This window comes from Mycobacterium sp. Root265 (assembly GCF_001428895.1).
Classification (GTDB): Bacteria; Actinomycetota; Actinomycetes; order Mycobacteriales; family Mycobacteriaceae; genus Mycobacterium.
Genome location: NZ_LMJA01000031.1, coordinates 158184 through 172048, shown reverse-complemented (window position 1 = coordinate 172048; position 13865 = coordinate 158184). Strand labels below are relative to the sequence as shown.

General features: G+C 68.0%; 10 protein-coding genes. 8 read left to right on the top strand and 2 right to left on the bottom strand.

Annotated elements, in window-relative coordinates; genetic code table 11:
* The first annotated feature begins 39 nt into the window (after window positions 1-39).
* From ASE48_RS26670 to ASE48_RS26635, 8 genes are read left to right on the top strand one after another with little or no spacing between them, the layout of a single operon-like run.
* The gene (locus ASE48_RS26670) at window positions 40-2769 is read left to right on the top strand and encodes a phosphoenolpyruvate synthase (RefSeq protein WP_057170192.1); all 2730 of its coding nucleotides are present in this window, start codon (window positions 40-42) and stop codon (window positions 2767-2769) included.
* Complete coding sequence (locus tag ASE48_RS26665; RefSeq protein ID WP_082614446.1) at window positions 2762-6034, top strand: AMP-binding protein; 3273 nt, start codon at window positions 2762-2764, stop codon at window positions 6032-6034. The genes ASE48_RS26670 and ASE48_RS26665 overlap by 8 nt, the downstream gene beginning before the upstream one ends.
* Window positions 6034-6273: an acyl carrier protein gene (locus tag ASE48_RS26660; protein WP_057170190.1), complete on the top strand. Its 240-nt coding sequence runs from the start codon at window positions 6034-6036 to the stop codon at window positions 6271-6273. The genes ASE48_RS26665 and ASE48_RS26660 overlap by 1 nt, the downstream gene beginning before the upstream one ends.
* Window positions 6270-7334, top strand: coding sequence for an SDR family oxidoreductase (locus ASE48_RS26655; RefSeq protein ID WP_057170189.1), 1065 nt, complete (start codon window positions 6270-6272; stop codon window positions 7332-7334). Before ASE48_RS26660 ends, ASE48_RS26655 begins: the two co-directional genes overlap by 4 nt.
* Window positions 7331-8164, top strand: coding sequence for a nucleoside-diphosphate kinase (locus tag ASE48_RS26650; RefSeq protein WP_057170188.1), 834 nt, complete (start codon window positions 7331-7333; stop codon window positions 8162-8164). The genes ASE48_RS26655 and ASE48_RS26650 overlap by 4 nt, the downstream gene beginning before the upstream one ends.
* Window positions 8161-9054, top strand: coding sequence for an AfsA-related hotdog domain-containing protein (locus tag ASE48_RS26645; RefSeq protein WP_057170187.1), 894 nt, complete (start codon window positions 8161-8163; stop codon window positions 9052-9054). Before ASE48_RS26650 ends, ASE48_RS26645 begins: the two co-directional genes overlap by 4 nt.
* Entirely contained in the window at window positions 9051-9923 is an 873-nt protein-coding gene (locus ASE48_RS26640; RefSeq protein WP_057170186.1) for a UbiA family prenyltransferase, read from the top strand. The genes ASE48_RS26645 and ASE48_RS26640 overlap by 4 nt, the downstream gene beginning before the upstream one ends.
* Window positions 9923-11206: a glycosyltransferase gene (locus ASE48_RS26635; protein ID WP_057170185.1), complete on the top strand. Its 1284-nt coding sequence runs from the start codon at window positions 9923-9925 to the stop codon at window positions 11204-11206. Before ASE48_RS26640 ends, ASE48_RS26635 begins: the two co-directional genes overlap by 1 nt.
* On the opposite strand, the gene ASE48_RS26630 is transcribed toward ASE48_RS26635, so the two are convergent.
* Window positions 11203-12492: a cytochrome P450 gene (locus tag ASE48_RS26630; protein WP_057170184.1), complete on the bottom strand. Its 1290-nt coding sequence runs from the start codon at window positions 12490-12492 to the stop codon at window positions 11203-11205. The genes ASE48_RS26635 and ASE48_RS26630 overlap by 4 nt on opposite strands.
* Window positions 12482-13789: a phthiocerol/phthiodiolone dimycocerosyl transferase family protein gene (locus tag ASE48_RS26625; RefSeq protein ID WP_057170183.1), complete on the bottom strand. Its 1308-nt coding sequence runs from the start codon at window positions 13787-13789 to the stop codon at window positions 12482-12484. The genes ASE48_RS26630 and ASE48_RS26625 overlap by 11 nt, the downstream gene beginning before the upstream one ends.
* Window positions 13790-13865 lie beyond the last annotated feature (76 nt).

The window sequence follows — 13865 nt, the reverse complement described above, 5'->3', positions numbered from 1 at the left end:
CATACGCCTCACTCTGTAGCGAACAGAGAGGCAGGGAATATGGCGGACGGATTTCTCCTCACGTCGGGATCACCCGTCGATCGGGTGAACGCATCGGCAGGTGGCAAGGCGCGCAACCTGTTTGCGCTCACCGCGGCCGGCGTCCCGGTGCCGCGGTGGGCGGTGCTGGGTACTGACGCGTTCCGCGCCGCTGCCGCGTCCGCCGGTGTGCAACTCAGCGATGCACCGCTGACGCTTGCCGAGCGCCTCGCGGAAGCCGCTCGCGCAGAACGGATGATGTCCGAGTCGGCCATTTCTGCCGAGATCCGTGAGGACATCCACGCCGCACTTGAGCATGTCGGAGATGGCAGGGTCGCGGTGCGGTCCTCGGGGCGGCAGGAAGACGGCGCCGCGCATTCCTTCGCCGGCTTGTTCGACACCTTCCTCAACGTCACCGGAATCGACGCCGCCGAGGACGCGGTCCGCCGGTGCTGGGCGTCGGCGTTCTCGCAGCGGGCCACCCAGTACCGGCACCTGCGCGGGCTCGGCTTCGGCGATGTCGAGCTCGCCGTGATCGTGCAGCACCTGATCGAATCATCCAGCAGCGGTGTCCTGTTCACCGCCGATCCGGTCACCGGGGCGACCGACCGGATCGTCATCAACGGCGTGCTCGGACTGGGTGAGGGATTGGTATCGGGTGCGGTCGACCCGGACTCCGTCGTCGTCGACAAGGACACCGGGCGGGTGGTCCGGACCAGTCTCGGTGCCCAGCAACAGATGCTGGTCGCCGGCGACTCCGGCGGTGTGCGCACCGTCGAGGTGCCCACCGACCGGCGCGACACGTGCAGTGTCGATCCAGCACTGGCCGCGGAACTCGCCGAACTGGGGACACGTCTGGAACAACACTTCGGCGTGCCGCAGGACATCGAATGGGCGTGCGGCGATGCGCGGACCTGGATTCTGCAGTCCCGGCCGATCACCACTCTCGATCGCACATCCACAAGCGCGGAAGAGTATCTGGGCGAGGCAGTCCCGGCCGGCGAGCTGCGGATCTGGGACAACTCCAACATCATCGAGAGCTATGCCGGTGTCACCTCGCCGCTGACGTTCACCACCGCGCGCACCCTGTACGCCGACGTCTACCGGGTCTACGCCCGCAGTCTCAACGTGGCACCGGCTCAACTCGAGCAGATGGAGTCGTGGCTGCCGGTGATGCTCGGCCAGTTCAACGGGCACGTCTACTACAACCTGCTGCACTGGTACCGCATGGTGGGTATCGCCCCCGGATATGCCTTGAACAGGCGCGTGCTCGAGGTCGCCCTGGGCGTCGGGGAACCGCTCGACGCCGCGACCGCACAGACCCTGCGGCCCTTCACCTTCGACAACGCCGCGACCAGGTGGTGGCACCGCGCCAGGACCACCGCCACCTACGTGCAGCGGTTCCGCCACATCGACGCGTTGGTCGAGGATTTCGACACCGCGTTCCACGAGTTCATCGCCCGGCACGGGTTGGCCGACGTATCGGGGCTGGACGGGCCGCAAGCTCAGCGGATGTTCGGCCGGATCCACGACGAGGTCGCCGAGATCTGGGGACCGATGATGGTGCTCGACGCGATCCTGCTCACCTCGGTGGGGCTGTTGGCGGCGATGACCAGAGCTTTCCTGCCGAAGGCACCCGAATGGTTCGGGTTCGCGGTGGTGAACCCCGGCGCCGATGTCGTGTCCATCGAACCGGCCAGGGCGCTGGCTGATATCGCCGCGTTCGCACATCGCCATCCCGAGCTGTGGGCATTCATCGAATCTGCGGACCCCACCACGGCATACCTGCACTTGATCGAATACGCCGAGGACGACAGCGGGCCGTGGCGTGAGTTGCACCGCAAGGTCACCGACTACATCGACCGGTTCGGCTACCGGTGTCTCGACGAGCTCAAGCTGGAGGCGCCAGACCTGCGCCAGGACCCGTCGGGCATCTTCCACATGCTGCGGATGGCGTCCCCGGACGGGGCCGAGCGTCCCGGTGATGCGGCCCAGGCCTACCTCGACGCGCATCTCAAAGGCCCACGTCGAATGCTGTTCGACGTCCTCCGTGCCAAGATTCAGCGCGCGGCGACCCACCGTGAGCGGCTGCGCTTCGCCCGCACACAAGGGTTCGGAATCCTCAAATCGCTTGTCGCGGTGATGGCCCGCGACCTCGTGCGCCGCGACATCATCGAGAACCGTGCCGATGTGTTCCTGCTGCGCCGCGACGAGCTGTTCGGGTTGTACGACGGCTCCACCACCCCGGCGGCCGCCCGGCAGGTGATCACCCGGCGGCGGACATTGCAGGAGGAATACCGAAAGTTCAAGGCACCTGCCCGGTTCAGCACGATCGGCTCGGCCTACGCGCCGGCCGACCTCGGGCAGGCCGGCTGGCGCGACGCCGACGATGTCGCGCAGGCCGCGGTAGGGACGGTGCTGACCGGAACCCCTTCCAGCCCCGGGGTGGTGACCGGGCGGGCAGTCGTCGTGGAGAAGCCGGAGGATTTCTCCAGCGGAATCTTGGTGGCCTACCGCACCGACCCGGGCTGGGTGGCCGCGTTGCCGTTCGCGTCGGCGCTGTTGATCGAACGTGCCTCACCGCTGACCCACGTCGCGATCATCGCCCGCGAGCTGGGAGTCCCGACGGTCGTGCAGATCGACGGCCTGACCGATGCGGTCCGAACCGGCATGACCGTCACGGTCGACGGGGCCGCCGGCAGCATCGTGGTGCTGCAGGGTGAGCCGGAGCAAGCGAGAACCGATGCGTGACAATGCTATCGACCGAATCCGTGGCTGGATGGATGCACCCGAGGCCGGTACCGGTGTGCATCTGGCCGACGATGACGGGGGCTGGGACTTCTGCTCCTATGTGACCCTGGCCGACGGCGCCCGGCGCATCGCGGGCGTGCTCGCCGGCCTGGGCATCCGCGCGGGCGACACCGTCGGGGTGCTGATGCCGACATCGCACCTGTGCCTGTCGGCGATGTTCGCGGTACCTGCGGCGGGAGCGACTCTGACGCCCATCGCGCCGCCGCTGTTCCATGACCCCGAGCAGTACCTCCGGCACCTGGCCGGTGTGCTGGCGAGCTCGCAGGTGCGCACCGTGCTCACCGGCGTTGCCTTCGCGGACACGGTCGCCAGAGCGGTCGCCGGCCTGGCGCAACCACCCCGGGTGGTGCTGCTCGATGACGTGCCGGAAGCGGAGCCGTTGGCCGAACTGGCCGAGCCCGGCGCGAACGTGCTGCTGCAGATGACATCCGGGTCGACCAGCGCACCGAGGGGCGCACAGATCGGCTGGCCCAGCCTGGCGAGCAATCTCGACGCCATCGACACCGCATGCCTGCTGGGTGCCGGGGACGCCACCGCCTCCTGGCTGCCGCTGTATCACGATATGGGCCTGATCGGCGCGGTGTTCCAGACCATCACCCGCCAACGCGACCTCTACCTGATGCGTCCCGATCAGTTCGTCCGCGATCCGGCCCGCTGGTTGCGGGCCGCCGCGCACGCCCGCCACACCGTGACTCCGCCGTTCGGGCTGGCCTACGCCGGCAGGCGGTTGTCCGCGGCGGATATCGCCGACATCGATCTGTCGACGGTGCGCACCGTCGTGGTCGGCGCGGAGCCGATCCATCCGGCTCATCTGCGGTCGTTCGTCGAACTCACTGCCGCTCGGGGCTTCTCGCCGCGCGCCTTCCTGCCGTCCTACGGGTTGGCCGAGGCGACCCTGATCGCGTCCGCGCACCGGCTCGGTCAGCCGCATCGGATGGTGCGTATCGACAGATCCGCACTGCGGCAGGGGGATCCGGTACCTGTGCTCGAACATGCCGAAGACCTGAGCGCCGCCGGTTCGGACTGGGTGGTGTCCGTCGGCGTCCCGATGCGCGGGCACCGGATCCGGATCGCCGGGACAACGGTCGACGGTGTGCTCGGCGAAATCGTGCTCGAAGGTGAGTCGGTGTTCGCCGGCTACCGCGGGGACCCGGACAGCGCCACCCGCTGCATCGGTGGCGAACTGCACACCGGGGATGCGGGTTTCCTGCTCGACGGCGAACTGTACGTACTCGGGCGGATGGGAACGAGCGTGAAGGTCAACGGGCGCAGCATCTTCGCGGAGGATCTCGATCTGTCGGCGGCCGCGGCGCTGGGCACCACGCCGAACCGGGTGATGACGGTCGCGGTCGACGACGGTGGACGCGCCGGGGTGACGGTCTTCATCGAGCAGCCCGCCGGCGCCGCACTCTCGCGCCTGCGCACCGCGCTGAGCGGACAGGTCGGCGCGGATGCCCGGCTGCAGTTCGTCGGTGTGCCCCGCGGTGGGCTGGCCCGTACCTCCAGCGGCAAACCGCGGCGCGCGCACATGTGGCAACAGTGGTGCGCGGGTGGTCTGGTCGGCGCCGAACTGCTGTCGGTGTCGGACAACGGCATGGTCGAGAATGTGCGCGGTCTCTTCGAGAAAGCCTGTGCGCTCGCCGTGATACCGGAAGACGCCACAGTGCATTTCGAGGGATCGCTTGCCGAGGGCTTCGGCAACGAGGGCTCCGATATCGACCTGCTGCTGCTGATCCCGGGCGCCGGTGCCGAAGCGGTGATGCCGACGGTGCTCTTCATCGACGGGCACCGGGTGGAGATCCGGGCGCAGTCTCATGCCCAGGTACGCACACGGCTGCTGCGGATCCGCCGATCGCTGGACACCGGTGCCGTGGCCTCCGAGGATGCGCTCAACCGCGTGCAGCGATTCCTGCGGGGCACCGTGCTCAGGGCCGGACCCGGCTATGGCGAGTTGCGCGACGTCGTCGGCTACCCGGAACTCACGGAGCTACTTTCGACATGGTGGCAGCGCCGCGCCGATCAGTGCCTGCACCAGGCGGCCGCCCTGGCCGGGCTCGGCCGCGACTCCGAGGCGGTCAGCTGGGCCCGAGAAGGTCTGGCCCAGACCATGAAGGCATTCCTGGCCCACCACGGTGAGGGCTATGTGGAGATCAAGTGGCTGCCGTCGCAGATGGACCGGCTGCGGCTCCGCGCGGACGCCAGGGTCGCGGCGATCCTCGACGACTATCGAGAACTGGACCGCGAGTTCACCATCGGGGCGGCATTCGCACTGGCCGCCCGCATGGGCGGGCCGAGCATCGGCGTGGACCCGCGGAACGTGATCCTGCGCCGGGTTGCAGGCGTCACCACCTGGCCCGTCAGGTCGACGACCCACGTCATCCGTGACAAGGACGATCTCTTCGTATTGTCAGCCGAATGTGCCGAATCCTGGCGGCAGGTCGTGTTCGGACAAAGCCTCGCCGAAACCCGGGTCCCCGGCGAGCACCTGGCGTTGTTCGCGCGACTCGGCCTGGTCGCGCTGGCCTGGCGAGGTGGCGGTGTCATCACACCGGTTGCCGCGATGTGCGATCCGGGCAGGCCGCTGACTCCGGCGCCGTCGGTCCGGCGCCCGGTGATCACCATCGACGGCGCACCGCCCGATGGGCCGATCTCCAGATCGCCCTTGAAGGCAAAGGCGTTCGCCGAGGGCGCCAGTGCGCTGATCCTGGCCAACATGGTCTTGGAGAACGCCCGCGAGGACTTCGACGGTGCCGTCAAGGACGGTCAGTGGGAGGTGGCGGCCCTGTGCGGACGGCGCATCGTCACCATGGCGGTCCGCATCCTGGCCAGTGCGTGGGGCGTCACGCCCTTGCCGGGCGACCCGGTGCTGCTGCACGGACTGGACACGCTGGTGCCGGATCACCCCGAGCTGGCCACCCGGGCCCGCCACCTCGCCGAACTGAAAGTCGAGGATCACGATGACGCATCGCGAGCGCTGGCCGAGGTCGACCAGTTCGTGTCGGACGTCCAAGCGGTGACGGGCGGAGAGATGTTCCCATCGTCGTTCGCCTCCCGGACGCAGTGGCAGGAGACGTTGCGATACGGCTACCAGTGGCTGCGGATGGGCGGCTATCTGGATGCCTATGTGGAACTGGACGAGGCGAGGGATCTGCTGGCCAGCGGCGGCGCGCAACCGTCCGCGCGGGCAGGCGGGGAGCCATCGTGATGACCATCGGGAGCGACGTGCTCGCGCTGGTGACCGCCATGGCCCCCGGACCGGTCGAACCGGCCCTGCACAGCGCGTTCGTCGGTGACCTCGGCTATACGTCGCTGCGCCTGCTGGAGCTGTCCATCGCGGTCGAACGGGCCTTCGCCCTCCCGCCACTGACACCGGACACGCTGGCGGGCGTGCAGACCGTCGGTGACCTGGTGGCACTCGTGCAGAACCTCAAGGTGCCGTCGTGAGCGGGCGGCGCGTCCTGGTCACCGGCGCGGCCGGACATGTCGGAGCGGACGTCGTGGCCCGTCTGGTCGCTCGCGGACACGATGTGACGGCCCTGGTGCACGACCGACCCGTCGTCGTCGCCAACAGCGGCCGGCGCGTGCGGCCGACCCGGGTTGTGCGCGGTGACGTTCGACTCGAGGAGTTCGGTGTCAGCGGGCTGGGCGATGAGATCGACGTCATGGTGCACTGCGCGGCCGTCACCGACTTCGGGCTTCCGGAGCAGCGGTACACCGAACTCAACGTGCAGGGAACCGCGAACGCGTTGGCGCTCGCGCGCCGCCGGGACTGTGACTTCGTGTACGTCAGCACCGCCTACGTCTGCGGTGAGCACAACGGCCCGTTCGGCGAGGATCAGCTCGACGCGGGGCAGGGCTTCGGAAACGACTACGAGCGCAGCAAGTTCCGGGCCGAGCAGCTGGTGCGCAGCTCGGGACTGCGGTGGGCGGTGGTGCGTCCCGGCATCGTCTCCGGCGATCACCGCACGGGGCACAGCCGCGAGCACAAGCACATCTATCAGGTGCTCAAGCTGATCGTCGAGGGCCGGTTACGCACCCTGCCCGGGCAGTACGGTGCGACGCTGGCACTCTCGCCGATCGGGCACGTCGCCGACACCATCGTCGCGGTCACCGAGGGTTTCTCCGACAACGTCGGCCGCACGTTCCATGCCGTGGGAGCGAAACCGATTTCACTGCGCATGATCTCGGACGTGCTGGCCGAATATCCGTCCTTCCGGGTGGCCGACTTCGTGCCACCGAGCACCTTCAGCGTGGACGACCTCGACGAGATCGAGGCGGGCTACTACCGCAAGGTGGGCGCGCTGTACGCGAGTTACCTGACCCGCCGCCCGGAGTTCGACAGCACCAACACCCGCGAGCGACTCGGTGTCACGCCGCCGTCGTCGGGTGCCGGCTATCTGCGCCGAATTCTCGACTCATGCCTGCGTACCGGGTATCTGGGCAGACCCCAACCGTCCGTCGCCGAGGTGCTGGCCACCTTGCACCGAGAAAGGAGCCAGGTATGACCGACACGCGTGTCGCCGGCAGGTACCGATCCGACGTCTACTTTCTGGACACCGATGAGGCGCTGGCCCGGCTACGGATCGATGCCGGCGAGTTCGCCTCGCGCAGAGCGGTTCTGTTGCTCAAGCCGGATGCGGCGATCACCGGCGGGATGAGCCGGGCGGTGTCCTGGCTGATCGACAACGGCTACCGCATCGTCGGGGCGTACCCGGTGTCACTGAGCCCCCTGCACCTGCGCGCGCTGTGGTATTTCAACTGGCACCTCGCCACCCCCCAGCGGCGCAGGCTCGCCGACCGACTCGCGCAGATGACGCCGTCGGTGGTACTGATCGTCAGCCATCCCGACGGCACCGTGCCGGTATCGGTCCGGTTGACCGCCGACAAGGGTCCCGCCGATCCCGCGCAGCGACAGCCGGGTCAACTCCGGCATGCCCTGGCATCGGGCACCTATCTGCTCAATCAGGTCCACTCGCCGGATGACCCGGACGACGTCCTGCGCGAGTTGAGCATCTACTTCGCCGAACCTGTGCTCAGCGAGGTGATCTCGGCGTGTTCCGACGGCGTGGATGTCGCCGCCGAGGCGATTCGGCTGGCGCGGCGGATCGAGGCCGGCGTGCCGCGCCGAAGCGGTGATCTGAGGGCAGCCCATGACGCCGTTTGGGCCCATCTGCGGGCCGCGGGCGTGGCGTCACGCCCGGAGACCGGACCGGACTGGATGGCGGCCATCGACGCGGCCGACGACGAGCACCACCCCCTGGATCCCTGGTACCGGCTCGTACTGGAATCGGCGCACCTGCCCATGCATCGACGGCAAGATCGGGATGAATCATGAACGCAGTCAATTACTCTCAGACGATCGCCCGCGAACTCGTGCACAAACGGGCGATCGGCGAGGTGCTCGTCACCGCGGTGACCGGCCAGCAGCAGGGGTGGATCTGCCACGCGCAGTTGCCGCGGCAGCACCACTTCCACACCGACACGACCGCCTGCCAGCGGGCCTACCACGATCCGCTGCTCGTCATGGAGGCCTTCCGGCAGGCATGTATCGCCGCGAGCCATCTGTTCTACGACGTCCCGATGGATGCCCGGCACACGGTGCGGTACTACGAGTTCTCCGTGGTCGATCTGACCGCGCTGCGCCGCGACACCACGGCACTGAACCTGGAGTTCAACATCGCCGTGCGCAAAGAGTTCCGGCAGGGTCTGGAGGTCGGCGCGGTCGTCACCCATGACGGCACGAAGGTGATGGAGTTCACCGCTGCCTTCGGCTGGATGTCGGGCACCCAGTGGGAGAGCTTCCGCGACGGTGCGAGCTGGGAACCGGTGCCGTCGGCGCTCCCCGCCGAGCCGGCACGGGTGGGCCGCACAGATCCGCGGAACGTGGTGATCGGCGAGCCGACCGGGACGGCCGACGGTGCGAGCGCACCCATCGTGGTGGACCTCGGTCACCCCACGATCTTCGATCACCCGCTCGATCATCTGCCCGGTGGTCTGATCATCGAGGCCTGCCGTCAGCTCGCGTTGTCGGTCATGGGGCCGCGAGCCCCGAGCGTGACCGGCCTGGCCTCGCTGCGGTGCGACTACACGTCCTTCACCGAACTGGATGCCGTCAGTACCGTCACCATGGCACAGGCACCCGAAGACGATATGACCTTCCGCGGGGCGGTGACTCAGTCCGGGCAGACCCGTGCCGCGATCGAGCTGACCTTCTCGGCCGAATGACGGTCACCGAACGCCGCGGCGGGGTCGGCGCGTATCTCGCCGAGCGTTACCTGCCGGTCTACCCGGTGTACCTGACGCTGTGGGTGGTCGCCGTCGAGAGCATGACCGTCGTTCTCGGCGGCGGCGGACCGTGGCGACCGACCTGGGACACGCTGTGGAAGGTGCTGGCGCTGATCGCGGCGGGTGCCTTCCTGCGGATGGTCGACGACCAGAAGGACCTCGCCTACGACCGGACACACAATCCGTCGCGACCATTGGTGCAGGGCCGGATCTCCGGCGGGGAACTGCGGCAGGCGATGTGGCCGACCGCTGCGCTGGCGCTGACTCTCGCGTCGGCCGTCTCGCTTTCGGCCACGGCGTTGCTGGCGACCGCGCTCGGCTACGGCCTGGTGCTCTGGTGGGCTGAACCGCGGACGGCCTGGCTACGGGACAACCCGTTGGCAGCCCTTGCGGTTGTCTGCCCGGCTCAGTTCCTGGTGACCGGTTTCATGATGGTGGGCCAACCCGGCCTGGATCTACGGGCGCTCGCCGTGCCGTTGGTGTTCACCAGTGCCTTCCTGCATCTGGAGTTCGCCAGAAAGACCTCCCGGTCCGCCGCCGTGCGCGACCCGCATTCCTATTCGCAGATGCTCGGCCCGCGCGCAAGTGCGGTCACCGCATGGGCTTTCGGCCTCTTCGCGGTGCTGCTGGCGATCCTGCTCACCGGTAATCCGCTGCCGCTGGCGACCGTCGCATTGCCCTGCGTGTCGGCATGGATCTTTTTCACTCGCGAGCCCGCCGATCATCCGCGGAGCTGGCCAACGGTTTTCGTGGTCGTCTTCTATCTCAGCATTCTGGTCCAAGGTCTCCTGCACACGAAAGGTGCATAGTGCGCATTCTCATCCCTCTCGTAGGCAGCCGGGGCGATGTTCAGCCCGGGATCGCGCTGGGCCTGGAGCTGGAACGCCGCGGTCATACCGTGGTGATCGGTGCACCACCCAATTTCGTCGACTTCGTCGGCAAGACAGGCCTGACCGCCCGGCAGTTCGGTCCCGATGTGCACGCGCTGTATTCGTCGCCCGAAGGGCAGCGGGCGCTGGCGGCGGGAAACTCGTTCAAGCTGATGCAGATGGTGTCCGGCCAGATGGCCGAGTACGCCGACCGGATGGACGATGAGCTGATCGACATCTCCGCGGACGCGGAGATGATCGTGTGCACCACGTTCAGTGAGGACCGCTCGGTCATCCTGGCCGAGGCGCGCGACATCCCGGTTGTCACACTGCACACGTACCCGAGCCGTAAGAACAGTTCCTACGCGCCGCCCGGTGCACTGCCACACCACTGGCCGATCCCGGGAGCCGTCAACCGGGGTGCCTGGTTCGCACTGGAACGGCTGCGCACCGCGGTGTTCGGGAAGTACCTGAACAATCTGCGGGTGAAGCTGGACCTGCCGAGAACGACAGCCAGCACGGAGTCTCAGCTCGCGAAACGGCAGGTGCCCGAGCTGCAGATGTACGATTCGGCGCTCGTCCCCGGCCTGGCGGAAGAGTGGGGATCGACACGACCATTCGTCGGCTTTCTGTGGCTGCCGCGGTCGGCCCGCGAGGCAATCGGTGAACTGGCCGAGGAACACACCGACGTGGTGCAGTGGGCAGCTGCCGGCACACCGCCCATCTTCTTCGGGTTCGGCAGCCTGCCGATACAGGACTTCGGCTCGGTGATCGGGCTGATCCAGCAGATCTGCGACCGGACCGGGCAACGCGCCTTGATCAGTGTGGGTGGCGCCGACCTGGGCAACGAATCATTGTGCGTCGGAACGAATGTCAAGATCGTCGACGCCCTCGCCCACGACCTCATCTTTCCGCACTGCGGTGCGGCGGTGCACCACGGTGGTATCGGGACGCTCTTCGAGAGTCTGCGTGCCGGCCTGCCGACGCTGGTGTGCTCGGTGTCCTTCGACCAGCCGCTGTGGGGAACCCAGGTCGAGCGGCTCGGCGTCGGGGCGCACATCCCGTTCACCAAGCTCGATGCGCGCACCCTCGGCACGGCGATCGATGTGCTGCTCGACGAGCAGACCCGCAGCCGCGCAGCTGCTCTCGGAGCAAGGCTGCGCGCGACCGGGGACGGTGTGCCCATGGTGTGCGATATCGCCGAGAAGGAGGCCGCGGGCTAGCGAGGCGTCAGCGTCACCGGCAGTGCCGCCGGTGACAGCACGAAATCCTTGCCCCGCACCTTCACCTCGAAATCGTCGGGGAGCGCCGGACGCCACCGGGCGAACAGGGCGGCCGCCTGCAGAGTGATCGACAACAGCGCGAAATGATTACCGGGACAGTGCCGTTGACCCATCCCGAAGGGCATCATGGCCTGCGGGTCACCGGCCGCACCGTCCCAGCGGTCGGGGTCGAACACGGCGGCGTCCCGGAAATGCCGTTCCTGGTGATGCACCATGTACGGGCTGAACAGGAAGTCGGTGTTGTCCGGAAACTGCGTGGCGCCGATGCGGACAGGGCCGCCGGAGGTGATCATCGAGATCCACGGGGCCCACACCCGCAGCGTCTCCATCAGGACGTTGCGCAGGAACGGCAGCGACGACGCGTGCTCGGGCCGCACCGGGCCGGTGCCGACCACCGAATCCACTTCGGCGCAGATTCGTTCGGTGATCTGCGGTGCGCGCGCGGTCTCATAGATGAGCCACGCGAAGATCGAGGACTGCGAACCGATACTTGCAGCCAGTGCCAGCAGCAGCTCGTCCACCAGATCGTCATCCGGAAGATGCAGCAGCGCCGAGAGCATGTCCCCGCGGTCGGTGTCCTGGCGGCGCTGATCGATCAGCGATCGCAATGCCGTGCGTACTTCGCCGGACTGCCGGACGAACCGGCGATTGGGGATGATGCGCAGGCGCCGAGCCGGTTTGGGTAGCGCGCCCCGGATGATGACCTCGCCGAGCAGCCAGGGGATCCGCCGCTGGATGAAGCTCGCCTCGTCGGCGCCGGAATCGGACCGGAACAGGGTGGCGAACATGGTGCGGGTGACGAGTTCGTGGACGCGGGAGCGTAGATCACCGCAGTCGCCGGCGGTGAAGGCCGCCGACCAGTCGTCGGCGATGGTGGCGACGTGGCCTGCGTACTCGTTGAGTCGGCCCTGGCGGAATGCCGGGGCGATCATCCGCCTACGTACATCGTGTTCGGTGCCGCTGAGGACGTTGGTGGCGCCGCTGACCAGTTCGCTGATGGCGTCCCGCAGCGCATCGCGATGGAAGGTCCCCGCCCGGCCGAGGCTCACCTCGCGAATGGTCTCCGGCGTGGTGAGCACGTAGGCGGGCCGCGCGCCGAGGTAGATCCGGACGACGGGCCCGAGTTCGGGTAGCGAGGTGAGGAAGGCCCGTGGGTCCCCGGTGACCAGGTGCGCATGGCCGAGTAGCGGCAGTCTCCCTGGGGCGGTGGGGAACTCAGCCGTCATGCGCCATCGTCAGCAGTAGCGTCCTGATCCGGTCGGCGAAGGCCTCGGCCCGGGCGGCGGTGAGGACGGCCGCCGGGTAGCTGGTCTGTATGTTCAGCCGTCCGTGATAGCTGAAGACCATGTGGTGACGTCCGGTGGACAGCGGCAGGTTGTCCGGCGGCCCGCCGCCCGCCAGTACGGCGTAGTTGGCGTTGCCCCTGATCTGGAATTCCCCCGCGTGCACCCCGGCGGGCAGCGTCAACGGCGCGAACTCACCCATGTTCGACACCGAGATCGGCTCGAGGTTGTCGCTGGTGGCCCACCGCGCGATGATGTCGGGAATGTGCAGGCAAGTCTGCTGCACCACACCGTCTTCCAGGTCGGTGTGCAGCTGGCTCAGGATCTGCTCGCCGATGTGCCGCGGATCGTCGGCCGGGTCGACGATGACCTGGGCGCAGGAGTACCCGAGCACATTGGTCCCGTCGGCCTCATCGGCGGGCGGGCTCATCCACCGGCGGATGTTCACGTGCGAGATCAGGCCCATCGGCAGCGGACCGTCGGGGTCCAGCAGTTCACGCTCGGCGAGAAGAACGGCACCGCATATCAATCCGTGCAGCGTTTCGTTGAGTGCCTTGGCCGACGCGCGCAGGGCGGCGGTGTCCTCGGCGCTCAGCACGGTGACGATCCGGTGCTGAGCGAACGGGTCCGCGTCCGGGCTGCGGCCGACCGGGTCGCGGAACGGATACACCACGACACCGTCGAGTCGTTCGGCGCCGCTGCGCGGCCCCTTCCTGACACCGCGGTCGGCCAGCAGCGTCTCCGTGGCGGCCGGTGCGGGCAACGGTTCGGGTACCGGCATCGTGGCGCCGGCCAGGATCTGCGTGTAGTTCTGCCAGAGGATCCCGAACCAGTGATACACCAGGATGCCGTCGGCAATGGCGTGGTGGGTCACCAGGCTCACCCAGTGCTCGTCGCCGGGCGCCGGGGTGACGTCGAGAAAGGACACCGTCTCCCCGATGCCGATCGGCGTCGTGGTGTGCTGTGCCGGATCGACCCGGCCGCTGGTCAACGGCGGCGCGGGCGTAGACGCCTCGACGATGAGTTCCGGCCCGGCGGCTCCGAAGCCGATCCGGCCGGTAAGCACGGGGTTGCGCTGTACCAACCGATCCCACGCGGCGTGCAGCGCGTCCAGGTCCAGTGGTCCGGCCATCCGGCTCGCCATCACGGTCGTCTCGCAGACCAGCGCATGGATCGTCTCGAACGGAGACAGTGCCCGGCCCTGCGGGCAGCGCACCGTCAGGGGAACCGTCTCCAGCATGAGGCCTCCTGTGCATGTGGTGTTCCATGATTCTTTCGGCACACGCACCAGGGGACCTAGGTACAGCGGTACTCGT